The sequence below is a fragment of the Paenibacillus sp. TCA20 genome (assembly GCF_000732325.1).
In the GTDB taxonomy this organism is placed as follows: Bacteria; Bacillota; Bacilli; order Paenibacillales; family Paenibacillaceae; genus Paenibacillus; species Paenibacillus urinalis.
In genome coordinates, this window is record NZ_BBIW01000003.1 from 490,646 (window position 1) to 514,595 (window position 23,950).

Here is a 23,950-nt window from a genome sequence, read left to right on the forward strand (position 1 = left end):
GATTCATAAAGGAGTTTAGGAAATGAACAATTGGAAGCATGTCGATCCTGCCATGGCAATTCAAGGAGAAGAAGTGCTTAGAAGGCTTAATGATCATCGCCATCAAGCCTATTTCGTAGGTGGCTGTGTTCGAGATGAGATCATGAATAGGCCCGTAACGGATATGGACATAACGACCTCGGCCAAGCCAGAAGAAGTGATGGCGCTGTTTGAGGGCTCCATTCCGACAGGGCTGCAGCATGGAACCGTAACCGTTCGAATGAACGGTTTTCATTTTGAGGTGACGACTTTTCGTACGGAAAGCGGTTATGAAGATCACCGAAGACCATCGGAGGTTCAATTTGTTGATCAGGTGGAAGAGGATCTCAAGCGTAGAGACTTCACCATGAATGCCATTGCACAAGATTATGCTGGGCAGATCATTGATCCCTTTAATGGTGTAACAGACATTGAACGGCGGATTGTTCGCGCTGTCGGGCTTGCAGAGGAACGATTTAGAGAAGACGCTCTTCGGATGCTAAGGGGCGTTCGTTTTGCTTCCATTTTTGATTTTGACATTGACTCCTTAACCTGGGATGGACTCTTGGCGGAACGAGACAAGCTCCCTCACATCGCAATGGAAAGAGTACGGACCGAAATGGACAAAATGTTGGCAGGACCATATCCTGCAAGAGGTGTCCGTTTGCTTATGGATAGTGAACTGCTCCATTATGTAAAAGCGCCAGTCAAATTATCCGGGCTGGATCGTACGGCTCTCAGTCTGTTAGATAAGCTGCCACAGGCAACAGAATTCAGATTGGGACTTCTATTGCTGCTGCTGGGTGCAAATTCCAATGATGCGGATCAGAAGCTCAGAGCCTGGACTTACTCGGGTAAAGTGAAGGATAGAATGACGAAACTTCTTGATCTTCATGAAGCTGTTCTGAACCTTATTTCAAAGATAGTGAAGGAAGCTCATATGGAACTTCGTAGTCGATATTTAGAAGAAGAATGGAAACGATCCGTTCTTCAGCACGGTGTTACGGCAAGTGAAGACTGGCATGCCCTTAATTCTCTGCTGCCTCAGTCATTCTATGACATGTCCAATGAGGAATATCTGCTGCTGGACGAACTGATGGAGCATGCAGCAGAATGGCGAATTGAGATGGGGATATACAGCTTGAAGGAGCTTGAGCTGTCAGGCTCTGATCTGCTTCGTGTCACTGGCCGCAAGGGTGGTCCTTGGCTGGGTGAAACGATGAATTGGCTGCTGCTGCAGGTGGTGACTGGACAACTCGTCAACAAACATGACATATTGCTTGAGGCAGCGAAGAAGGTGATATCGGATGAAAAATAAGTTGCTGCTTGATTTATTTATACATTCCTCCCAAACCTTTATTTCGGGTGAGGAAATTAGCAAAAGACTGAAAATCAGCAGAACAGCGGTCTGGAAACAGATCAACCAATTGAGAGACATGGGCTATGAATTTGAGGCGGTATCTCGGAAGGGATATCGAATGACATTTATTCCGGATTTTTATAAAGAAACTGATATTGACGTGAATCTAAACACCAAAATATTAGGCAGGAAGATCCATATTATGGATTCCACCGCTTCGACACAAGTGGATGCCATGACCCAAGCGGAGAACGGAACGGAGGAAGGGTCCCTGTTCATTGCTGAGCAGCAGACTTCCGGACGAGGCAGGCTCGGTAGAAAGTGGTTCTCTCCTTCAGGCAAAGGTATCTGGATGAGTCTCGTGCTTCGGCCGGAGCTTCCTATTCGATATATGCCTCAGCTTACACTACTGACTGGAGTTGCTGTCTGCAAGGCTATTCGCCGCGTGACAGGAGCAGAAGCAGCGATCAAGTGGCCTAACGATATTTTGATTCATGGGAAGAAGGTATGCGGGATTCTACTGGAATCGGCGACTGAGGATAACAAAGTAAAATACTGTATTGCGGGAATTGGGATCGACGTCAATCTCTCCGCAGAAGATTATCCAGAGGAATTAACGGAGATTGCCACATCGCTCAAGCTGGAAACAGGACATACTATAAACCGAGCGCTGCTCATTGCAGAAATTCTAAATGAAATGGAGCTTCTCTACGATCGTTATACCAATGAAGGGTTCAACCCTATTCAAGTGGAATGGGAAGAGCATTCCGTATCGATCGGTCAAGCGGTGCGGACTGAGACTTTGACGGAGACCATACAAGGAGTCGCGAAACGGCTTGATCCGAGCGGAGGACTGGTTATTGCTGCACCCAGCGGTGAGGAGAGAGTAGTATATTCCGGTGAGGTTGAAATTATTAAACAGCAGTAAGCGTTTAGCTTGCTGCTGTGTCCTTTTTGAGATGGATTAGCTAAAGCACGATTCGGGTTATTCAATTAGAGAGAACCAATTTTTTAACTTTTTATAAGTAGACAATTACTTTATTTTTGGTATACTTTCTTGGTGAGGCGGTATTGATCAATCATCGAACTGCACTCGTTAGTTAGTTATCCTGAGCTTTAAACAATTGAATCGTATGCCAAGTTGTTGGATTCTGCTCTGAGCCGAAGAGGACCGAGACAGAAGGGACGATCGCAAGTGACTCTTTTTTGACTTATGGGACCTTTTTAGTTTGATACTAAAAGGTTTTTTTGTGCGTCTGGAGTAGACGCCATCCCCGTTAGATCGGCTGAAGCACATCCGTAGGATCACAGATTTTTAGACATGGCATCAAAACTTACGGTATTTTCAGAACAGAAGGGAGCCACTTGTATGGCAGCAACTAAAAAACCGCTTAATATTGTGAAAATGAAGAAAATGAAAGAAAATAAAGATCCGATTACGATGCTCACTGCATATGATTATCCTTCTGCTGTGCTGGCTGAAGAAGCTGGCGTAGATATGATCCTGGTAGGGGATTCTCTTGGAAATGCAGTACTCGGATATAATTCCACCATCCCGGTTACTATTGATGATATGGTATATCACTCCCGTGCCGTTGCAAGAGGTGCACAGAGCACGTTTATCGTAACCGATATGCCATTTATGACGTATCACGGCGGTATAGATGAGAGCCTGAAAGGTGTGCGCCGCATCATGCAGGAAGGCCATGCCCATGCGGTGAAGCTTGAAGGCGGTGCTGAAATAGCAGACACGGTGAGGGCTGTTGTGAAGGCGGGCGTACCTGTGCTTGGACACATTGGACTGACACCTCAGTCCGTGAATCAAATTGGCGGTTTCCGAGTGCAGGGGAAGGATGCTGCAGATGCCAAACGACTGCTTGAGGATGCAAAGGCACTTGAAGAAGCCGGGGCATTTGCCATCGTACTGGAGCTGGTTACCGAGGCGGTGGCCGAAGCCATTTCCAATGAACTGTCGATTCCAACGATTGGAATTGGAGCTGGACGTGGTACGGATGGTCAAGTGCTCGTCTTCCACGATGTTCTTCAATATGCATCTCCATATATGCCTAAAAGATTCGTGAAGACTTATGCAGATGTAGGTACCATTATTCGTGATAGCATCGGTAATTATGTACAGGATGTCAAAAATAAATCTTTTCCTGCTGAGGAGCATGTATTCACTGCTGAAGATGGCGTAGTTGACTCCTTATATGGAAGCAGTAAAGCAAAGGTGGAGAACAGATCATGATAACAGTTCGGAATATTGAAGAACTGCGAGCACAAATAGCCTCCATGAAAAAGAATGTTCTTGGAAAAGAACCGGCAGTTGGACTCGTACCAACAATGGGATTCCTCCATGAAGGACATGCAAGCTTGATGCGTGAAGCCAGAAAGAACAATGACATCGTTGTTCTGAGCATCTTCGTGAATCCTATTCAGTTTGGTCCGAATGAAGACTTTGAAACGTATCCACGGGATGAACAGCGGGATCTGGGGATTGCTGACAAAGAAGGAATAGACATCGTATTTATTCCGACTGTAGAAGTCATGTATCCTCATCCGACCAAGACCAAGATTAGAGTGGCTGATATTACAGACCGCCTGTGCGGCGCATCGCGCCCTGGTCACTTTGATGGTGTAACGACCGTGGTCGCGAAGCTGTTCAATATGGTTCAGCCGGACAACGCATATTTTGGAATGAAGGATGCACAGCAAGTGGCTGTTCTGTCGCAGATGGTATTAGACCTGAATATGCCGATCAACATTGTGCCTTGCCCGATTGTCCGCGAAGCAGATGGGCTTGCCCTCAGTTCACGTAACGTGTATCTGAGCTCTAAGGAGCGCAAGGAAGCCCTTGCTTTGTCCCGTTCACTCAAGCTGGCTCAATGGAAGACGGAGCAGCAGGAAGATGCGACTGTGGGTCAGATTCGCAAGCTTATTATAGATGAGATCAACACGTCCGAAACGGCTGTTATAGATTATGTGGACATTTTAACTTTCCCAGGACTTGAGCCGATTGAAGATCGTGTGCAGATTACAGAGCCGGATGATGTAATTATTGCGCTGGCTGTTAAATTCGGAAAAACAAGGCTGATCGATAATCATCGGCTGCAGAAAACGGAGGTGCTCTCCCGTGTTTAGAACATTGATGAAATCTAAAATTCACCGTGCAACGGTAACGGAAGCCAACTTGAATTACGTAGGCAGCATTACCATTGATCGTAACTTGATGGAAGCTGCAGATATTCTGGAGAATGAAAAGGTTCAAATTGTGAATAACAACAATGGAGCCAGACTTGAGACTTATGTCATTCCTGGGCCGCGCGGAACAGGTACAATTTGTCTCAATGGTGCTGCTGCACGACTGGTTCAGCCTGGAGATACGGTAATTATTATTGCTTATGCGATGATGACGAATGAAGAAGCGGTTCAGCATAAGCCGACGGTTGTATTTGTGGACGGAGAGAATAAGCCGGTTCAAACCATGCATGAGGAAGTTCACGCAACGATTTTGTAATCCATGGAATGAAGAATGAAAAGTGCCCAAAGCGCAAAAAATGTGATTAGGTTACTGCACTAATCCATTTTGCTAAGGGTGGGATGCATGCCATGTTTCAACATCTATTTGCGGAAATGAATCAATCGCTTGATGAGATTGCCACTTACTACACCGCCGCACCCGTCGAGAAGAAACAGGAAATGCTCCAGCGATGGAACCTGCTTAAGAAAATGAGCGACGGCATTATCGACGAATGGATGTCATTTGAAGAGAAAATGGCCAAAATTCGCGAAAGTGGGATTTTCCGAGGTACGGATCCTTTCACTTCCATTCCGGAGCTGGAACTTCATGCCTTTGTTAAAGGACTTGGTTATTTTAAACTGCTTATGTATCAGCATGCTGCCGAGGAGTTTGGCAAAGTGGTGGAAGTATATCCGGATAGCCTGTTGTCGAGGCTGTACCTGGCTATGTGCTATCTCCACCTGGAACAGATGCATACCGCATCTGCGGAGCTGAATCGGATCATTCTAAGCTGTGAACAGCCTAGAATGAAGGCCATGGCATACAATGCACTTGGTTGTGTTCATGCCAAGCAAATGGAGCTCAAGCAGGCCCAGTCCTGCTTTGCCCTTGCTTTGGAACATGATCCCTCCCTGCCGGAGCCGCTCTACAATTTGGAAGCATGCCGTTCCAAAAATGCCGTGCTCCAGTACGGAACACAGCTGCTTGCCCTCTCCTAGGTATTACTGAAACAGCGCAATCGCAAAAGGCGATGTCCTGACAAGACATCGTCTTTTTGTCTGTTTCATGTTCAAAAGTCTTTTTTTTTGCTATGCTACTAAAGAGACTGTAGAAGGGAACGTTTACTCATCATGAAATTTGCTGTGCTTGATTTTGAAACAACAGGTACTCAGTCGCTTGGTGAAATTATCCAGGTTGGACTTGCCATCATAGATCATGATTATACAATTAAAGACACATTCAGCTCCTATGTGAATCCCGGCGTTCCCATTCCTCCTTTTATAACGGGGTTGACGGGAATTACGGACGATGATGTGAAGGATGCTCCTGAGCTTGAGGAAATGATGATGGAGCTCGTTCCATTGCTGGATGATGTCGTACTCGTAGGACATAATGTAAGCTTTGATTTTCATTTTTTACAGAATGCGCTTGACCGATGCGGGTACTTGCCATTTACAGGCCGGATTTTGGATACCATGGATTTCCTCAGAATTTGCTTTCCTTCCTTATCCTCCTATCAGCTGGGATATGTAGCAAGCGAATTTGGATTCGCCCATGACCGTCCTCATCAGGCGGATAGTGATGCGATGGCAACAGCGCATATTTTCTTGAAGAGTCTTGAGGAGCTTAAGAGCCTGCCATTGATCACTTTGCAGCGGCTTACCGATCTATTTGCTGCGGAAGATAGTGATTTGGGCTGGTTTTTTGATGGGATTCTTACAGAAAAAGAAATGGAGCCTATTCACGATCTGGACAATCAGACCTATTATAGGCAGCTCGCTCTAAAGATCGACGATTGGTCACAGATTGCTCCGCCCAGGGATGAACATGAACCCAATCCATTAGAAAAATTAACTTTTCAGGAATTTATGGATGAGGTTCAGCTGCGTCTGAAGCAAACACTGCCTCATTATGAGGAACGCGAGTCCCAGAATATGATGTTCGCAGAAGTGACGAAGGCGATGGAAGAGGACAAGCATTTACTAATTGAAGCCGGGACAGGCACGGGTAAGTCACTCGGTTATTTGCTGCCTTCGATTTATCATAGTGTCAGACAGGAGACGAAGGTAACAGTAAGCACACATACGATCAATCTTCAGGAGCAGCTTCGTGAGCGGGATATTCCGCTCCTCACGGAGGTGGTTCCTTTTCCGTTCAAAGCAGCTGTGTTTAAAGGCAGAGGACATTACCTGTGTCTGCGTAAATTTGAGCAAAAGCTGAACAACAAGGAGTTTGTAACTCCGAAGGAGGACGTATTTACTGCTGCGCAGATGCTGGTATGGCTCACGCAAACCGAAACCGGAGATGATGAGGAGCTCAATCTGAGTCATCGCGGCGGCGATTTTTGGGAGACTGTACAAAGCGATTCGGATTCCTGCCTGGGACGAAGCTGCCCTTGGTTTAAGAAATGCTTCTATCATCGTGCAAGACATGAGGCGGGCATTGCTGATGTAGTCATCACCAATCATTCCAAGTTGTTTACGGACGTTAAGGCTAGTCACCAATTGCTTCCTGCTTATGAGCATCTCGTCATAGATGAGGCGCATCAATTCGAGGAGGTCGCCGGTAAGCATCTTGGAATGCATATGAAATATTTCACGGTGGTTCATGCGCTTACCCGATTATTTAAAGATAGTCGGAACGGTCAATTCCCAGCTCTGCGTCAAAAAATAGCGCAGTCCAGTCATGAGCAAATGGTGGAGTGGACCTCTGCCATTGATCAGCTGTTCCCATCCGCTCTGGAAGCGAAGGAAGCCTGGGACCAGCTCAGTGAGATGCTGTTCAGCTTACTGCCAGAACGAAGTGATGCTGCCCCTGGAGAAGCAGGACAGTTTACACTAAGACTGAAGCCGCAGAACAAACCGAAGAAATGGGATAAGCTCGCTGCGGTTGAGAATCAGTTCTATGTGACCGTATCCGAATTGGTTCGGAAGGCAGATAAGGTCCTTAGTGAAGTAAGGGAAGATCTCGATGACTATACGGCCGACAGCCTTATCACTGACGTAACAGGGCTTGTTAAGGATCTGGCTGGCTTCAAAGACCAATTAAGACATTTCATGCGCCTTGATGATGCAGGGACCGTATATTGGCTGGAAGCCAGCGGACAATTCAAGAGCAAGTCGCTTCAGCTGTATGCCGTTCCTGTAGATGTAAGTCCTCAGCTGAAGGAAATGTTCTTTGATAAGAAGCGAAGCGTTATTTTAACCTCTGCTACTTTATCGGTAGATAAATCGTTCCAGTTTATGATAGATCAGCTCGGATTGACCGAAGCACAGGAGCAGCAGAGGTTGCTCACATCACAGCTTCCATCTCCTTTTAATTACCGGGAACAAGCCCTTCTTGTAGTTCCGCGTGATTTTCCAAGTGTGAAGGGCAGTGTGGGTGATGATCACTTTGTCAGTATGCTCGTCAAGTCTCTGTCAGAGGCCGCGCAGGCGACTAAGGGCAGAATGCTTGTCCTGTTTACTTCTTACAAGATGCTGAGACAGGTACATGAGCCGCTGAAGGAAGCTTTGGCTTCAAGTGATATCTCCGTGTTTGGACAAGGGGTGGACAGTGGAAGCAGGACGAAGCTGACGAGAAGATTCCAGGAGGCCAAGGCTTCTGTACTGCTTGGAACGAGCAGCTTCTGGGAAGGTGTCGATATACCAGGAGAAGCTTTATCCTGTTTGGCTATTGTACGTTTGCCCTTCCAGCCGCCTAACCATCCAGTTGTCGAAGCCAAGAGCGAGCTGCTGCAGGCGGAGAAGAAGAATCCGTTTATGAAGCTCTCCGTACCGCAGGCGGTTATACGGTTTAAGCAAGGTTTTGGAAGACTGGTGCGGACCGCTAAGGACCGAGGCATCGTTATCGTGTATGATACAAGAGTGATTGAATCGTATTATGGCAAGTACTTTTTATATTCCCTGCCAGGTCCTAAAATGGAGCATATGACAACGGACAAGATGGTTCCGCGTATAAGCGAGTGGTTAGAGGAACATATAACGAATGAAGAGAAGTAATATTAAGCACGGACACTGCTTGCAGGTGTGAGGGGGAATTATAATTGAAGTCGGACAAAATTTCAGAGGCTGTTGTAAGAAGACTGCCTGTATATCTGCGTTATTTACAAGAGCTGTACAAAAGAGAAGTGACCACAGTATCGTCACAGGAGCTTGGTCTCAGACTGGATTTGAATCCAGCGCAAATTCGTAAGGACCTCGCTTATTTCGGGGATTTTGGACGCAAGGGTATCGGCTATGATGTGGCATATCTCATCGATAAGATCAGACAAATATTGAAGCTGGATCAACAGATCAATGTGGCACTTGTCGGTGCCGGTAATCTGGGTCATGCCTTGTCGAACTATAATCGATATGTAAAAGACAATATGAAGATTGTCGCTGTATTTGATTCCCAGCCTTCGAAGATTGGCTCCAAGATTAATACACTGACGGTTCTGCCTATGGAAGAGCTGGTGAAGACAGTGAAAGATCTGAGCATTAGAATCGGCATTATAACGGTTCCGGATTCGGAAGCTCAGCGTGTGGCGGACTATCTGGTGGAGGCGGGAGTCGAAGCGATCCTTAATTTTGCCCCGATTATTATCAAGGCGCCTGCTCATATCCGGATTCATACAGCGGACTTCACTACAGATCTGCTTAGTCTGGCTTATTATCTAGAGAACGAAGCAGGCAAAGAGGAGGAAGAGGATGTCAAGTCATAAGTGGCTCATCAAGAACGGCAAATTTGCGGTAAGCGATCCTGAATGGCGAATCGTCAGCGGTTATATGCTGATTGAGGATGACCGCATTTCATATATAGGCGAAGATCTGCCCGAAGGAACAGAGGGCATTCCAGTTCATGACGGCAAGCATCAGCTGTTTATTCCTGGCCTTATTAATACGCACGGTCATGCTGCAATGTCCCTTCTGCGCGGCTATGGCGATGATCTTGCCCTTCAGGTCTGGCTTCAAGAAAAAATGTGGCCAATGGAGGAAAAGTTCACAGCTGAGGATGTCTACTGGGGAACCTCGCTATCTGTGCTGGAAATGCTGAGAGGCGGCACTACTGCCTTTCTTGATATGTATGACCAGATGAATCAGGTGGCAAAAGTAGCAGAGGAGTCGGGCATTCGCGCAAGTCTGATGCGGGGAGCGATTGGCTTCGGCTCAGATGAGCTGCGTGCTTTCAAGCTGAAGGAAGCAATGACCTTTGCCCGGGAATGGCATAATCAGGCTGACGGACGCATCACGACGATGCTGTCACCACATTCGCCATATACTTGCGGACCAGAGTTTATTGAGAAATTTGTAGAAGCGGCACATGAGCTGGACTTACCGCTGCATACACATATGTCTGAAACGGCCGCTGAAGTAGAACAGAATGTAAAAGAGTATGGACTGCGTCCAGTAGCTCATCTGGAGAAGCTCGGCTTCTTCTCTAGACCTTCTCTCGTGGCTCATGCCGTGCATTTAACGGATGAAGAAATAGAGGTGCTTGCCAAACACAATGTGGCTGTGGCTCATAATCCTGGAAGCAATCTGAAGCTGGCGAGCGGTGTCGCGCGAGTACCTGAGCTGTTAAAAGCAGGGGTTGTTGTGTCCCTTGCCACAGACGGTGCAGCAAGCAACAATAATTTGGATATGTTTGAGGAAATGCGTCTAGCTGCATTGATTCACAAAGGAGTCAGCGGTGATCCAACCGCCGTACCTGCTACAGAAGCGCTGCGTATGGGAACAGAATATGGAGCGAAATCCATCTACGTCAAGGACACAGGAGTGCTGGCGCCAGGCAAAAAAGCGGATTTCATTGCAATTGACCTGGATCAAGCTCATTTCCTGCCTTACACCGATTTGATATCACATGTCATCTATTCTGCGAGCAGCAAGGATGTTCAACATGTCTGGGTGGATGGTAAGCAATTAGTTAAGAACGGTGAGATGCTCACAATGGATGAAGAACGGATTAAACGTGAAGCACAAGCTGCTTTCGAAGGACTGACGTCCCGCTGATTGATGCTGGGGGCAAGAAGGGAGTTCAGCCTTGAGAAAAAAAAGAAAGTGGATCCTCATAAGTATTGTGGCTTTTATACTCGTGCTCTTAGGCATTTATATATTTTATGAATATGTAATGAAGGATACATGGGTAGAAGAAGAAGCTGCAATCGCTATTGCGAAGGAAAAAGAAGACCTGGTTACAGTAACGAAGACGCAAAAATCGGTCTGGTCTGAGGATGCCATTTATTGGACAATTGAAGGTGTAAATGCGGATAATGAGCCCATTATGGTATGGGTACAGTACGGTACTGACAAGAAGCCAAAGACAGATGAAAAGAGTGTACACAGCGAGAAGATTGAAGAAGGAACGTCTGAGGAAGAAATGCGCTCCAAGATCAGCTCACAGCTGCCTGGAATTGAAATCGTCAGACTGCAGCCGGCAGTTTATGATGAGACGTATGTCTGGCAGTTATTTTATAAAGAGAATGATCGTTACTACTATCGCTTCTATCGTTTCAGTGATGGAACCGAGCTAGAGGAAGGATTTCAGCTTCCGGTCAAAGAATAATGCACTCAAAAAATACCCTGAAGTGGTCTCCATTGGCCATTTCGGGGTTATTTGGATTGGAAACTTTGAAAAATAATTCATAGTTTAGATTTGGACGTCTGTATATGGTATGCTATATCTATATTCCATTTTGATAGGAATAGAGTGGGTAAAATAGATGAGGAGGTTGTCACTTGAAATTACGTCCTATTCGGATAGCAATTACAGTTATGGTTACGGCTACGCTGCTGTTTGGAGGATGGTTTGTGTACCGTCAGGTGGCCCTTGAGAAGCCAATCGAAAAGTTGGTTGCCGAGTATGACGGCGTAAACGATGTTCAATTAGATATTAACCAGAATCAAGTTGTTTTGAATCTCGATCTCGAACCGAATACCAATATAAGAGGTCTTGTTGATTATATCCGCACAGATGGCAAGGAGCTTCTGAACGGTAGAACGATGCAGCTGGAGGTTAAGGATCATTCGACGGAAACGCTTGATGATTTCTGGTCCAGCGCTTTATTTACCGTCGCTGAAGCGATGGAGACTAGACAATACACGCAAATTCCTGAGAAGCTGAAGGAAATGAGCGAAGGCAGCATCCAGGTTGACTATGATATTGATAATGAGAACGTATATGTAAGCCTGTCAGATGGAGAAGCAAGCAAGTATATTATTCTGCCGAGACAGCCGGCTACGATGGGAGTGTGGCCTAATGCCTAATTGGTTGAAGGAGATTTTAATCGGGGTCGTTCCGGTCGTACTTCTTTTTCTGGTCTTTATAGGAGTTAATATTATTCCAGTACTGCTTATTGCCCTGCTTGCAGGGGGCGTGGTGTTCCTGATGCAGACACGCGGCGGACTCGCGGTCGGTGCCAGCAGTGAGAAGAAGCGCAAGAAGGCTGGTCCCGCCAAGCTTACCTTCGAGGAAATTGGAGGACAGGACAGCGCCAAGCAGGAGCTCCGTGAAGCGCTGGACTTTTTGGTTAGACATGAAGAAATTCAGAAGTTTGGCATTCGCCCACTAAAGGGTATTTTGCTGACAGGCCCTCCGGGTACGGGGAAGACACTGATGGCGAAGGCGGCTGCACATTACACCAATTCTGTATTTATTGCAGCTGCCGGCAGTGAGTTTGTTGAAATGTATGTTGGTGTCGGGGCAGGACGTATCCGTGAATTATTTAAAGATGCCAGAGCTCGGGCTGCCAAGGAAAACAAAGAAAACGCCATTATTTTTATTGATGAGATCGATGTCATCGGCGGCAAAAGAGAGGGCGGCCAGCAGCGTGAATATGATCAGACTCTGAACCAGCTGCTTACGGAGATGGACGGTATATACAACTCTGATGCACCCCGCATTCTGATTATCGCAGCGACGAACCGCAAAGAAATGCTCGACAGCGCACTTCTTCGTCCGGGTCGTTTTGACCGCCATATCCAAGTGGAGCTTCCGGATAAGAAAGGGCGCAAGCATATTCTGGAGCTGCATGCCAAAAATAAACCGCTTGCTGAGGATGTAAGCTTGGACAAAATAGCTGAAGAATCGTATGGCTTCTCCGGGGCGCAGCTCGAGAGCTTGATGAATGAGGCTGCAATCTATGCAATGCGGGATAGTCTGGAATTTATTACGCAGCGGAACCTGTCTATGGCTATAGATAAAGTGATGATGGGTGAGAAGACAGACCGTGAATCCAATGCAGACGAGAAGAAGCGGGTTGCCATTCATGAGCTCGGACATGCGATTGCAGCAGAAGCAGTTCGACCGAACAGTGTGGGCCAGGTAGCACTCAGTCCGCGGGGACAGGCACTCGGTTATGTTCGACATAATCCGCAGGAAGAGCAGTACTTATATACGAAGGATTTTCTTGAAGCTCAGATTATGATTGCACTCGGTGGTGCTGCTGCCGAGGAAATTTATTATGGAGGGCGGAGCACCGGTTCCAGAAATGACTTTGAGCAATCGCTCGATATTGTCAAAACCATGATCAGCTCTGGACTGACCTCGCTCGGCATTGTTAATCTTGACATGGTATCCCAGGAAGACATGATGCGTGAGAATAACTACATCTTGAATGAGCTGTTTGCCCGTACAAAAGAGCTGCTCCATGAGCACGCAGCCATCTTTGATGAGTCGCTGGACATTCTCATGAAGGAAGAAGTGTTGTCCGGTGGTCAATTCCGTGAATTATTTAAGAAAAATGCACTTTTGCCAGCATAATTATTTATGCTGGTTATTTTTTTTACTTTTGATTCATGCTAAGATATTATTATATGTTGGGTCATAAAAATGTATTTTTCGACAAAGAAGAATACAAACTATTCAGAAGAGACCAGGAAGGGATGGAGCAGTAACCATGTTGTTTAAAAAGATAGGAGTTATCGGCGGAGGTACGATGGGTCAAAGTATTGCTGAAATGCTGGCAGCTAAAGGCCTCGACGTTATGCTGGTAGAGCTTTCCCCGAATAAGCTTGATTATTCCATCGGAATGATCGAGACAGGGTTAGATAAAAAATTGGAGAAGTGGGCAATTACCCAAGCAGAGAAAAAATTGATCTTATCTAGAATTCATAGAGCGAATCTTAGTGATCTGTCTGCTTGCGACTTGATTATAGAGACCATTACTGAAGACCTGGAAGCAAAGATCAAATTGTTCAAACAGCTTGAGGAGATTGTGTCTGAAGATATCATTCTAACAAGTAATACTTCAACACTGAGCTTGACTGAACTTGCAAGTTCTACAAATCATCCTGAGCGTGTGATCGGCCTGCACTGGATTTATCCGGTATCAAGTATCGATGTTGTCGAAATCATTCGTGGTCTTAAAACATCAGATGATACATTTGAGTTCACGAAGAAGTTTGCTGAGGAAGTATTGGAGAAAAAAGGCGTCATGGTCTATGAGTCTCCTGGATTCGTAACTTCCCGGCTTATTTGTCTGCATATCAATGAAGCCCTTCATCTGCTTGAAGAGGGCGTTGCATCTGCCGAGGATATCGATCAAGCGGTTCGGATTGGATACAAATTCCAGCATGGCCCATTTGAAATGGCAGATCGTTTTGGCCTCGATTCCGTTCATGCTGCACTTGACGGTATGTTCCGTGAGTTCGGCGAATTGAAATACAGACCTTCCACTATACTTAAGAAAATGGTTCGCGCAGGGCAATTAGGTGTGAAGACGGGCGAAGGCTTCTTCAAGTATGACAAGGATGGTGACCGGATATGAAAGTATTAGTAATTAATGCGGGAAGTTCTTCCCTGAAGTATCAAGTGTATGACATGACTGACGAGTCTGTTCTGGCTAAAGGCTTGGTTGAGCGGATCGGAATGGATTCTTCCATTCTTACACATAAGCCGACAGGCAAAGAAGAAGTGACCGAAGTAAGCGAGATTCTGGAACATACGACAGCGATCCGTAAAGTATTGGACAAGCTCGTACATGCTGAGCACGGCGTACTGTCTTCAATCGAAGAGATTCAAGCTGTCGGACACCGTGTTGTTCACGGCGGTGAATTCTTTAACGGATCTGCATTGGTTACAGATGAAGTCAAAGCGAAGATTCGTCAATTGATCGACCTTGCACCGCTTCATAATCCAGCTGCGATTATGGGTATTAATGCCGCTGAAGCCAATATGCCTGGAGTACCGCAAGTGGTTGTATTTGATACCGCATTCCATCAAACGATGCCGGAGTCTGCTTATCTATACGCAATTCCACGTGTACTGTATAACAAGTACAAGGTTCGTCGTTATGGAGCCCATGGTACATCCCATTACTATGTAAGCCAGATCGCTGCTGAATTCTTGGAGCGTCCGATTGAGGACCTGAAGATCATAACGTGCCATGTAGGTAACGGGGGAAGTCTTACAGCGATTCAAAATGGCGTGTCTGTCGATACATCCATGGGAATGACGCCTCTGGAAGGACTTATGATGGGAACGCGCAGCGGAGATCTTGATCCTGCGATTGTTCCATATGTCATGAACAAAGAGGACTTAACGCTGAATGAAGTGAACTCTATGCTTAACAAGCACAGTGGACTTCTTGCCATCTCTGGAATCAGCAGTGATATGCGTGAAATTACAGAGGGTATGGAGAACGGAGATCCGAATTCTACACTCGCATTCAACATGTACGAATATCGTCTTCGCAAGTACATCGGTTCCTATGCTGCGGCGATGAACGGAGTAGACGTCATTGTCTTCACTGCTGGGGTCGGAGAGAACTCTGTAGTCCTTCGTCAAAGAGTACTGGAGCAGTTGACTTATCTCGGAGTAGAGCTTGACGAGGAGCTGAACAAGATTCGTTCTGGCGAGCCTCGCCGTATTTCTACTGCGAATTCCAAAGTCGAAGTATTGATCATTCCAACGAATGAAGAGCTTGTTATTGCTCGCGACACGAATCGCATTGTAGAAGAGTCAAAGTAACATTTGAATTTGAATTTTAATAGAACGGGGAGAGATGAGACATGAGCACAAAGAGCGACATTCGCCATGTCAGTCAGCACGTTGGAGAAACGGTAACGATTGGTGCTTGGATTAACAATAAGCGCTCCAGCGGCAAAATACAGTTTTTGCAGCTTCGAGATGGTACGGGCTATATCCAAGGGGTTGTTGTAAAAAGCGAGGTTTCTGAGGAAATCTGGAATAATGCGAAGAGCTTGACTCAGGAAAGCTCACTATATGTAACAGGTGTGATTCGAGAGGAGCCACGCAGTCAATCCGGATATGAAATGACCGTGACGGATATCGAAATCATTCACTTAACAGAGAATTATCCGATTACTCCTAAAGAGCATGGGGTCGACTTCCTAATGGATCATCGCCATCTGTGGCTGCGTTCATCCAAGCAGCGTGCGATTATGATTATCCGTGCCGAGATCATTCGTGCGGTTCAGGAGTACTTTGATACGAACGGATTTACGATCGTGGATCCACCGATTTTGACTCCTTCTTCTGCAGAAGGAACAACGAATTTATTCCATATCAAATATTTCGATGAGGATGCATATTTGACGCAGAGCGGTCAGCTGTACATGGAAGCTGCTGCAATGGCGCTTGGTAAAGTGTATTCCTTCGGACCGACGTTCCGTGCAGAGAAATCCAAGACACGCCGTCATTTGATCGAATTCTGGATGATTGAGCCGGAGATGGCCTTCGTAGATCATGAAGAGAGTCTGCGTATCCAGGAGCAATTCATCGCTCATGTTGTACAGTCAGTAGTGAAGAACTGCCGTACAGAGCTTGAAAGTATCGGACGTGATGTTTCCAAGCTGGAGAATGTTACAGCTCCATTCCCGCGGATCACTTATGACGATGCGATCCAATTCCTCCAAGGCGAAGGCTTTGATATTCCTTGGGGTGAAGATTTTGGTGCGCCGCATGAAACGGCAATTGCAGAGAAATATGACAAGCCTGTATTTATTACCCATTATCCAGCCGGAATCAAAGCATTCTACATGAAGCCAGATCCGAATCGTCCTGAGGTCGTTCTATGTGCTGATATGATCGCTCCTGAAGGCTATGGAGAAATTATTGGGGGCTCCCAGCGTATTGATGATCCGAAGCTGATGGAAGAACGCTTTGAGGAGCATAATCTCTCACGTGAAGCTTATCAGTGGTATTTGGATCTTCGTACGTACGGCTCAGTACCTCACTCCGGATTCGGACTTGGACTTGAGCGGACAGTAGCTTGGATTTGCGGACTTGACCATGTTCGTGAGACGATTCCGTTCCCACGGATGCTGTATCGTCTATATCCATAAGTCCAGGAGGAATATGAATGAGCGAACCTAGCGTAGGAACTTGGGCGGACGGTGTCGCTTACGGCATGGCAACGGGAAGCATCCAGCTTCCCTATGCACTGCTTCGTTATCATGCCCGGCTGGGATTATCAGAAGGAGAAGTACTGCTTATAGAGCATTTGCTTGGATTTCAGCAGGTGGAGGGAAATGAATTTCCGACGCTTCAGGAGCTGGCAGATCGAATGGGAATCATGCCTGATGAGATAGCCAAACGGCTTCAGCGGCTTATGAAGGAAGGGTTTATTCGGATAGAAGAGGACATGGATGCTGTGCAAGGCATTCAGTATGAACGATATAATCTGATCGGGTTGTATACCATATTGGCTCAGTGCTTGTCAGAGGACCGAGCCACTTCTCTGTCGAAGTCATCTGTCCGCAGCCGTTCCTTGGAGAATGCCATGAATCCGCCTGCTGAGGAGCAAGAGGAGAAGAACATCTTCCGTATTTTTGAGAAGGAATTCGGCAGACCCTTATCTCCAATGGAGCTGGAGCGGATTTCCAGCTGGCTGGATCAAGATCGATATCCTGATGAGTTAATTCTGCTGGCGCTAAAAGAAGCGGTATTTGCCGGCAAAGTGCACTTTACGTATATCGACCGTATATTGCTTGAATGGAGCCGCAACCGGGTTAGAACACCACAGGATGTTAAAGCTTATGCAGCTCGTTTTCGCAATGGAGGTCGTTAAATAAATATCTGTTATTTATTCGAGATAGACATTCCTTAATTTGAGGGGTGTCTATTTTTGTTGCAATACTTCAGAATAACAACCATAGAAATCTATTTCAAAAACACCTATAGATTTATGAAATTGATTCACACGAAGTTTTTTTTGATAATAATGCAGGGTTATTCAAATCGCGGTCGTCTATTTAAGTGGGGAAGGAGGAGAGAAGCCATTGATGAAGCAAGTTTGATCGATCAAATATTAAAGGGTGACCATGCCAAGTTTCGCGAAATTATTGATCGCTATGGAAGGCATGTGTATCAGGTAACTTACTCCGTGCTTCACCAGGCACAGGATGCGGAGGACGCAGCACAGGAAGCGTTTATTCAAGTCTTTAAATCTCTCCCCCAGTACCGATCTGAAGGATTCAAGACATGGATCACCCGAATTGCTCTACATAAGGCAATTGACTTAAAAAGAAAATTAAATCGCAGGGAGGCAGAGGTGGTTGGCCGTGAGGATGAGGTTGTACAAATGGCCGATCACCAGGCTGATATCATACATCAGCTGTTAAAGAAGGAGAGAAAAGAGACGCTGCTTCACAAAATATCTTCACTTCCGGCTCAGCATCGCGATATTATTGTTGATTTTTATCTGAAAGAAAAAAATTATGAACAAATTGCAGAAGAATCACAAATTGCCATAAAAACTGTAGAATCCAGACTATATCGGGCACGTCAGTGGATTAGAGCGCATTGGAAGGAGGGATCTTGGCGTGAATAAACAAGAACAGCAAGACTGGAAACGATATATTCAAGGCGAACTGCCGGCGCACGAGCGTGAAGCGATGGATCAACGTCTGCTAGAGGATCATGAAGCACTTGAGACTTATCTGGCCGTACTTGAACACTTCTCAGACACAGGATTAAGGGATGCAGAAGCCTTTGAGCAGCAAGTCATGAGCCAGATCGAGCGTGAGTACAAGCAACTACAATCAAGCTCCAGTCGTAGAAACATCCAGTTCAGAAAATGGTCGAATAATAAGCTGGTCCATTATACCCTTGCCGCCTCCATAACGCTGCTATTCTTATCTACAGGCGTATTTGACCGAATGTTACCCGGGCAGTTAAACGTGGATTCAGGAGATAAACAGCCCTATAGCGAACAAATGGTGAGGAAAGCAACCCATTGGCTTGATGAAATTAAGCCTGAGCCGAATCAATTTCATCAATCAATAAAAAGGTGAATTTGAAACTATAATTAAAAGGTGAAAGGAATGAAGAATGTGCAGCAAGATCGCAGCAAGCTGCTGGCTTTTCTGCTTAACATGGTGCCTGGTTTGGGGCATTACTACTATAGAAGCCGCGTGAAGGGATTTATTTATGGATTTATATTTTTTGGGCTGTTAGGGATCGGTTTTCTTTCGCTTATTGGTGGAGGGGAGGAAGTGACCTTACTCTGTATTTTTGCTGCAGGAATTATATGGTTAATCAGTATGTTTGATCTCGTCATCAAGCTCATCCGAGAGCCGGATCCGCAGGCATATCCACATTATCCAGGGTACCCGAATCACATTCCGCATGAGAAAATGTACTACGGACATGAAGGAATACAAGGTGAACCCGATATTCCCTTTCATAATCCGGAGGATCCGGGAGTTCCTCCTTCATACGGATTTCCGCCGCACGAAGGATATGTTTATCCAGATCAGGGAAGGGGACGCGGCAAGGAAAGTGAACGGTTCTATACCATTCTCTTATCCTTTGTTCCCGGCTTAGGCCATTTGCATCTTGGACTGCTGCAGCGGGGATTATCCTTTCTCATCGGGTTCTTTGGACTCGGTATTATGCTGGTTTTTGTCACTGCCATTACAGGACAGGAAATCTTTCTTCTCTTCCTGCTGCTGCTGCCGATCATGTGGCTGTACTGTATGTTTGATGCGGTGCAGCATGTGAACCGGAAGCAAGCCGGTGAGATTCTGGAGGACAAGACGTTATTCGAGCAGCTTGAACATGGCACAAGCACAGGCAAGAAGAGCAAAGTCATTGCAACCCTGCTGGCAGCATTTCCAGGAGCAGGACATATGTATCTTGGACTGCAAAAAAGAGGATTGCAGCTAATGCTGATCTTCCTAGGAAGCATTTATGTTCTAGATTTACTTGGTTTGTCCTTGTTTCTTTTTCTCATTCCGATTATTTGGTTTTATAGCTTTTTTGATGGATTACAGCAGTCGAGTAAGTATGGAAGAGAGCGCCTATATGATAAACCGGTCATTGAGAGCTGGACCCGATATCAGAAATGGATTGGGATTGCCCTGTTGTTCCTGGGTGTTTACTATATACTAGTCCGGCTTGTTGTTCCTGAGTTTGGAGATCCGTTTGGAGCTTACATCTATCGCATCCAGTCGCACATGAATACGATCATTGTATCTTTGCTGCTCATTGGCGGAGGCATCAAATTGTTATTTAAGCCGAGTAGAAGAGAATATGATGGGGAGCAGCTTCTTAGAGATTTGGAACGTGATTTCGAAGGCTCGCCATTTTCCGACGAACGCAAATAAGAGTGGTTCAGAAAAAAGACCGGAGGAAGCATCACCGTTTAACAGGTGATCTTTCCTCCGGTTCTCTATTATAACTAGCCTGCATAGCCGCATCATACATAGGATGATCCAAATAGATGATCTGCTTATTCTATCCTTACCTGGCGGCTTCCTTTAATTCTTCGCCCATCTCACGAGATCGTTCGGCACACCGCTGGACTGCTGCAATAACCGTCTCATTAAAATGGCCTTTAGCCATAACCTCAATGGCAGCCTGGGTTGAGCCATTAGGTGATGTAACGTTCTTCCGAAGTGTAGCAGGGGCCTCACCTGTGAGCTGCACCATACGTGCTGCTCCCAGGACAGTCTGGACGGTCAGATCATGCGCTTGTTCGGCTGTAAGACCGCCTCTTACGCCTGCTTCCACCATTGCCTCCATCATATAGTAGATATAGGCCGGGCCGCTTCCTGAAATTCCGGTCAAGGTCTCAAACTGCTCTTCTTCGATCAAAGTAATTGTTCCAATCGCTTCAAAGACGGTGTTTACAATCTGGCGATCCTCGTCCGTCACTTCAGGCGAGAAGGCAATTCCTGTCGCACCGAGTCCGATGGAACTGGATGTATTGGGCATCGTGCGAACGACAGCTGCAGTACGTCCAAGCAGGCTTTGAATCGTTTCTATGGTAAGCCCGGCAATGACAGAAACGACAACTTGTCGTTTGGATAGCAGAGGTCCCAAATATCGAAGCGATTCAGCCGCATCCTTCGGCTTCATAGACAAGATGATCAGATCAGCTTGTGTAAGCGCAGCTTCTTTGCTAGCCGCATCTGCAGCAGTCGTCACGTTGTATTTGCGCTGCAGCTCCGTTAGCCGGTCTTGGTTGCTGCGATTGAACATCGTTATTTTTTCGGAAGAGACTACTTTACGTGCGATGAGACCTTTAGCAATGGCTTCAGCCATAGCCCCGGCACCAAAGAAAGTAATCTTACGATTGATTAGAAATTGATTTCCACTCATATTAATTCCCCCAGCAATGTCTAGTGTTTGATTTGTCCAGAACCGTAGATTCGATACTTTGTAGATGTCAGCGCTGGAAGCCCCATTGGACCACGTGCATGCAGCTTCTGAGTACTGATGCCGATTTCTGCACCAAAGCCAAATTCGAACCCATCTGTAAAGCGAGTAGAAGCATTATGATACACGGCAGCGGCATCTACTTGCTCCATAAACTTGGCGGCAGTCTCAGGATTTCTAGTCACAATGCATTCAGAGTGCATGGTTCCATATTTTCGGATATGATCTATCGCTTCTTCTATATGATCAACCATTCGAACGTTCAGGATATAGTCGTTATATTCCGTAGCATAGTTTTCCTCAGTTGCAGCTGTCGCCCAAGGCACCAGCTTAAGGAAAGATTCGCAGCCTCGGAGCTCGACAGCGGAATTTCTGAATTGCTCCGCAAGCTCCAAGATTGCATCAGCACCGTAATCACTGTGAATTAGGAGTGTCTCCATCGCATTGCACACAGAGGGGCGTTGAACCTTCGCGTTAAGCGCAATTTGCAGTGCCATTTCCGGATCAGCCGCAGCGTCGATATAGGTGTGACAAATACCGGCTCCAGTTTCAATAACAGGAACCGTCGAATTTTGTACGACATTTTGAATTAAGGACGCTCCACCTCTTGGAATGATGACATCAAGATATTCATTACATCTCAGCATCTCATCCACGCTGGAGCGATCCGCATCCTCCACCAGCTGTATTGCATCGGCAGGCAGGTCTGTTTTCGCTAGCGCTTGCTTCAACACATGGATGATTTGCTTGTTGGATGACAAGGCAGAAGAGCCGCCTCGCAGCAGAACGGCATTACCCGTCTTCAGCGACAAGCCGACAGCGTCAACCGTCACGTTGGGACGAGCTTCATAAATGATGCCGATCAGACCGAGAGGAACACGTTCCTTCTCAATGCGAAGCCCGTTAGGCCGTTTGATGACTTCCAGAATATCGCCAATCGGATCTGGCAAATCGATGATTTGACGCAGTCCTGAGGCAATCTCTTCGATTCGCTCATCCGTCAGGGAGAGTCTATCCAGCATAGGTAGAGCGGTTCCGTTCTGTCTTCCCCGTTCAAGATCTTCTGCATTCGCATGGATAATGGATGCCTTCTCAGCAATCAAAGCATCAGCCATTACCGACAGTGCTGCGTTCTTCTTCTCTGAGCTCAAGCGGCCCAGTACCAGGGAGGCTTCTTTGGCAAGTCTTGCTTTATCATTAACTTCACTCATCATATTTACACTCCTATCTGTATTAAATGAATATCATCGGGTTGCACATATCAGTACACTAGCAATAAAATCACTTTAAAGTAATCCATTCATCGCGATGAACGACCTCAAGCCTGTGAAGTGATCCCTCCAGCTTCTTAAGCACATCAGGACTCGGCAGCCCAATAATGCTCCGCAGCTGTTCTGCATCATAATTAACGATGCCGCGTCCAATCAGAGAACCCTGAAGATTAACCACCTCGATTACATCACCTGTATGAAATTGTCCTTCAACCCGTCTGACGCCAACTGGAAGCAGGCTGTGTCCACCATAGATGAGCGCTTCTTCAGCACCTGAGTCAACTTGAATGGAGCCTAACGGTGAGGAGATGAACCCAAGCCATTGTTTTTTTCGAGATAGTGAATTCAATCGTGTGTCAAAATAAGTACCCTTGCCATGGCCTGTTGTAGCGTTAAGAAGATCTCCGGGCTCGCTTACACGTCCTACGAATACAGGGACTCCGCCCCGGGTAGCGACTTTGGCTGCATCTACTTTGGAACGCATCCCTCCAGTGCCTACCGCAGAGCCGCTTCCTCCGGCCATTTCGTATATTTCAGCCGTTATTTCATCAATGCGTTCATAGCGCTTCGCATCCGCATGATATCTTGGATCTGCTGTGTATAATCCGTCCGTATCGGTTAATATGATCAGTTTCTTGGCTTTGGTCAAGCCGGCAACCAGGGCAGACAGCATGTCATTATCCCCGAATTTGAGCTCGTCGACAGATACAGTATCATTTTCATTAATAACCGGAATTACGTTCTGTTTAAGAAGCTCATCGATCGTCATTCCGGCATTACCCATTCGCTTCCGATTCGTAAAATCTGTACGTGTAAGCAAGATCTGCGCTGTTTTGATGTGGTGATGTGCAAAAGCCTGTTGATATGCCTGCATAAGCAGTGCTTGACCTACAGCAGCTGCGGCTTGCTTCTCATGAAGCAGCTTAGGCCTGGTCTCGTAGCCGATATGTCCAAATCCTGCAGCTACAGCCCCTGAAGTGACCAGCAGGACTTCATGCCCGGCTTGATGGAGAGCCGCAATTTCGGAGGCGTAAAACGACACGGCGTCGTGATTCAGTGATCCGGAATCCGTAGTGAGCGAGCTGCTGCCGATCTTGACAACAATTCTAGATGACAAGAAGCATCAACATCCTTTCTTGTGATAAAAAAACTAAAAACTTTCATCCTTGGCTGCTTAGCAAAGGACGAAAGTTTATTCTTCCGCGGTACCACCTTTATTGATGAGGGTATCATCCGACTCTTAAGCCTTATAACGTTAAGGCAACGTCCTGTATGAACAGGCCGCTCAAGGGGTAGGTTTCAGAAAAATCCGCGGTAAATTCTCTCAGCCTACTGGAATTTACTCTCTGCAAGCACGGAATTCAATTTCTTACTGGTCCCTGTCAGCACGTTTTCGCAATTTAAATTAATGATAGAATACCATGGAACCTTACATGATGCAAAAAGAATCTGATA

At 46.3% G+C, this 23,950-nt stretch carries 22 protein-coding genes; 19 read left to right on the forward strand and 3 right to left on the reverse strand.

Features of this window, described 5'->3' with window-relative positions:
- Positions 1-22 precede the first annotated feature (22 nt).
- From TCA2_RS08665 to TCA2_RS08755, 19 genes are all read left to right on the forward strand, one after another.
- Positions 23-1,336, forward strand: coding sequence for a CCA tRNA nucleotidyltransferase (locus TCA2_RS08665; protein ID WP_047911162.1), 1,314 nt, complete (start codon positions 23-25; stop codon positions 1,334-1,336).
- A complete protein-coding gene (locus TCA2_RS08670; protein ID WP_047911163.1) occupies positions 1,326-2,306 on the forward strand; it encodes a biotin--[acetyl-CoA-carboxylase] ligase in 981 nt (326 codons plus the stop codon). Before TCA2_RS08665 ends, TCA2_RS08670 begins: the two co-directional genes overlap by 11 nt.
- Positions 2,307-2,747: 441 nt before the next feature.
- Entirely contained in the window at positions 2,748-3,626 is an 879-nt protein-coding gene (gene panB / locus TCA2_RS08675) for a 3-methyl-2-oxobutanoate hydroxymethyltransferase (protein ID WP_047911164.1), read from the forward strand.
- The gene (gene panC / locus TCA2_RS08680) at positions 3,623-4,519 is read left to right on the forward strand and encodes a pantoate--beta-alanine ligase (protein ID WP_047911165.1); all 897 of its coding nucleotides are present in this window, start codon (positions 3,623-3,625) and stop codon (positions 4,517-4,519) included. The genes panB and panC overlap by 4 nt, the downstream gene beginning before the upstream one ends.
- The gene (panD, locus tag TCA2_RS08685; protein WP_047911166.1) at positions 4,512-4,895 is read left to right on the forward strand and encodes an aspartate 1-decarboxylase; all 384 of its coding nucleotides are present in this window, start codon (positions 4,512-4,514) and stop codon (positions 4,893-4,895) included. Before panC ends, panD begins: the two co-directional genes overlap by 8 nt.
- 92 nt (positions 4,896-4,987) lie before the next feature.
- Positions 4,988-5,617 (forward strand): hypothetical protein, encoded by a 630-nt coding sequence (locus tag TCA2_RS08690; protein ID WP_047911167.1) that lies wholly within the window; start codon positions 4,988-4,990, stop codon positions 5,615-5,617.
- 132 nt (positions 5,618-5,749) lie between these two features.
- Positions 5,750-8,620, forward strand: coding sequence for an ATP-dependent DNA helicase DinG (gene dinG, locus TCA2_RS08695; protein WP_047911168.1), 2,871 nt, complete (start codon positions 5,750-5,752; stop codon positions 8,618-8,620).
- 44 nt (positions 8,621-8,664) lie between these two features.
- The gene (locus TCA2_RS08700; protein ID WP_047911169.1) at positions 8,665-9,324 is read left to right on the forward strand and encodes a redox-sensing transcriptional repressor Rex; all 660 of its coding nucleotides are present in this window, start codon (positions 8,665-8,667) and stop codon (positions 9,322-9,324) included.
- A complete protein-coding gene (locus TCA2_RS08705) occupies positions 9,311-10,612 on the forward strand; it encodes an amidohydrolase (RefSeq protein ID WP_047911170.1) in 1,302 nt (433 codons plus the stop codon). Before TCA2_RS08700 ends, TCA2_RS08705 begins: the two co-directional genes overlap by 14 nt.
- 31 nt (positions 10,613-10,643) lie before the next feature.
- Complete coding sequence (locus TCA2_RS08710; RefSeq protein WP_047911171.1) at positions 10,644-11,165, forward strand: DUF5590 domain-containing protein; 522 nt, start codon at positions 10,644-10,646, stop codon at positions 11,163-11,165.
- Between the two features lie 173 nt (positions 11,166-11,338).
- A complete protein-coding gene (locus tag TCA2_RS08715; RefSeq protein ID WP_047911172.1) occupies positions 11,339-11,866 on the forward strand; it encodes a hypothetical protein in 528 nt (175 codons plus the stop codon).
- Positions 11,859-13,361: an AAA family ATPase gene (locus TCA2_RS08720; protein ID WP_047911173.1), complete on the forward strand. Its 1,503-nt coding sequence runs from the start codon at positions 11,859-11,861 to the stop codon at positions 13,359-13,361. Before TCA2_RS08715 ends, TCA2_RS08720 begins: the two co-directional genes overlap by 8 nt.
- A 136-nt stretch (positions 13,362-13,497) precedes the next feature.
- Positions 13,498-14,367, forward strand: a complete 870-nt coding sequence (locus TCA2_RS08725) for a 3-hydroxyacyl-CoA dehydrogenase family protein (protein ID WP_047911174.1) — start codon at positions 13,498-13,500, stop codon at positions 14,365-14,367.
- A complete protein-coding gene (locus tag TCA2_RS08730; RefSeq protein ID WP_047911175.1) occupies positions 14,364-15,569 on the forward strand; it encodes an acetate/propionate family kinase in 1,206 nt (401 codons plus the stop codon). Before TCA2_RS08725 ends, TCA2_RS08730 begins: the two co-directional genes overlap by 4 nt.
- Positions 15,570-15,610: 41 nt before the next feature.
- Positions 15,611-16,906 carry an asparagine--tRNA ligase gene (gene asnS / locus TCA2_RS08735; protein ID WP_047911176.1) on the forward strand — a complete coding sequence of 432 codons (1,296 nt, stop codon included), beginning with the start codon at positions 15,611-15,613 and terminating at the stop codon, positions 16,904-16,906.
- Between the two features lie 17 nt (positions 16,907-16,923).
- Positions 16,924-17,631, forward strand: coding sequence for a DnaD domain-containing protein (locus tag TCA2_RS08740; protein ID WP_047911177.1), 708 nt, complete (start codon positions 16,924-16,926; stop codon positions 17,629-17,631).
- A 153-nt stretch (positions 17,632-17,784) separates the two neighbouring features.
- The gene (locus tag TCA2_RS08745) at positions 17,785-18,393 is read left to right on the forward strand and encodes an RNA polymerase sigma factor (RefSeq protein WP_193746010.1); all 609 of its coding nucleotides are present in this window, start codon (positions 17,785-17,787) and stop codon (positions 18,391-18,393) included.
- Positions 18,386-18,856, forward strand: a complete 471-nt coding sequence (locus tag TCA2_RS08750) for a hypothetical protein (RefSeq protein ID WP_047911178.1) — start codon at positions 18,386-18,388, stop codon at positions 18,854-18,856. The genes TCA2_RS08745 and TCA2_RS08750 overlap by 8 nt, the downstream gene beginning before the upstream one ends.
- A 30-nt stretch (positions 18,857-18,886) precedes the next feature.
- A complete protein-coding gene (locus TCA2_RS08755; RefSeq protein ID WP_052511830.1) occupies positions 18,887-20,170 on the forward strand; it encodes a hypothetical protein in 1,284 nt (427 codons plus the stop codon).
- 136 nt (positions 20,171-20,306) lie between these two features.
- On the opposite strand, the gene proC is transcribed toward TCA2_RS08755, so the two are convergent.
- From proC to proB, 3 genes are all read right to left on the reverse strand, one after another.
- Positions 20,307-21,167 (reverse strand): pyrroline-5-carboxylate reductase, encoded by an 861-nt coding sequence (gene proC, locus TCA2_RS08760; protein ID WP_047911179.1) that lies wholly within the window; start codon positions 21,165-21,167, stop codon positions 20,307-20,309.
- 20 nt (positions 21,168-21,187) lie between these two features.
- On the reverse strand, positions 21,188-22,435 hold the full coding sequence (locus TCA2_RS08765; RefSeq protein ID WP_047911180.1) for a glutamate-5-semialdehyde dehydrogenase: 1,248 nt from the start codon (positions 22,433-22,435) through the stop codon (positions 21,188-21,190).
- A 70-nt stretch (positions 22,436-22,505) separates the two neighbouring features.
- On the reverse strand, positions 22,506-23,612 hold the full coding sequence (gene proB, locus TCA2_RS08770) for a glutamate 5-kinase (protein WP_047911181.1): 1,107 nt from the start codon (positions 23,610-23,612) through the stop codon (positions 22,506-22,508).
- Positions 23,613-23,950 lie beyond the last annotated feature (338 nt).

Excerpts from the sequence above, each read along its gene's own strand:
- TCA2_RS08665 (WP_047911162.1), top strand. The coding sequence starts at position 23 with ATGAACAATTGGAAGCATGTCGATCCTGCCATGGCAATTCAAGGAGAA.
- TCA2_RS08670 (WP_047911163.1), top strand. The coding sequence starts at position 1,326 with ATGAAAAATAAGTTGCTGCTTGATTTATTTATACATTCCTCCCAAACC.
- panB (WP_047911164.1), top strand. The coding sequence starts at position 2,748 with ATGGCAGCAACTAAAAAACCGCTTAATATTGTGAAAATGAAGAAAATG.
- panC (WP_047911165.1), top strand. The coding sequence starts at position 3,623 with ATGATAACAGTTCGGAATATTGAAGAACTGCGAGCACAAATAGCCTCC.
- TCA2_RS08690 (WP_047911167.1), top strand. The coding sequence starts at position 4,988 with ATGTTTCAACATCTATTTGCGGAAATGAATCAATCGCTTGATGAGATT.
- dinG (WP_047911168.1), top strand. The coding sequence starts at position 5,750 with ATGAAATTTGCTGTGCTTGATTTTGAAACAACAGGTACTCAGTCGCTT.
- TCA2_RS08705 (WP_047911170.1), top strand. The coding sequence starts at position 9,311 with ATGTCAAGTCATAAGTGGCTCATCAAGAACGGCAAATTTGCGGTAAGC.
- TCA2_RS08720 (WP_047911173.1), top strand. The coding sequence starts at position 11,859 with ATGCCTAATTGGTTGAAGGAGATTTTAATCGGGGTCGTTCCGGTCGTA.
- TCA2_RS08725 (WP_047911174.1), top strand. The coding sequence starts at position 13,498 with ATGTTGTTTAAAAAGATAGGAGTTATCGGCGGAGGTACGATGGGTCAA.
- TCA2_RS08730 (WP_047911175.1), top strand. The coding sequence starts at position 14,364 with ATGAAAGTATTAGTAATTAATGCGGGAAGTTCTTCCCTGAAGTATCAA.
- asnS (WP_047911176.1), top strand. The coding sequence starts at position 15,611 with ATGAGCACAAAGAGCGACATTCGCCATGTCAGTCAGCACGTTGGAGAA.
- TCA2_RS08740 (WP_047911177.1), top strand. The coding sequence starts at position 16,924 with ATGAGCGAACCTAGCGTAGGAACTTGGGCGGACGGTGTCGCTTACGGC.
- TCA2_RS08745 (WP_193746010.1), top strand. The coding sequence starts at position 17,785 with ATGCAGGGTTATTCAAATCGCGGTCGTCTATTTAAGTGGGGAAGGAGG.
- TCA2_RS08755 (WP_052511830.1), top strand. The coding sequence starts at position 18,887 with ATGAAGAATGTGCAGCAAGATCGCAGCAAGCTGCTGGCTTTTCTGCTT.
- proC (WP_047911179.1), bottom strand. The coding sequence starts at position 21,167 with ATGAGTGGAAATCAATTTCTAATCAATCGTAAGATTACTTTCTTTGGT.
- TCA2_RS08765 (WP_047911180.1), bottom strand. The coding sequence starts at position 22,435 with ATGAGTGAAGTTAATGATAAAGCAAGACTTGCCAAAGAAGCCTCCCTG.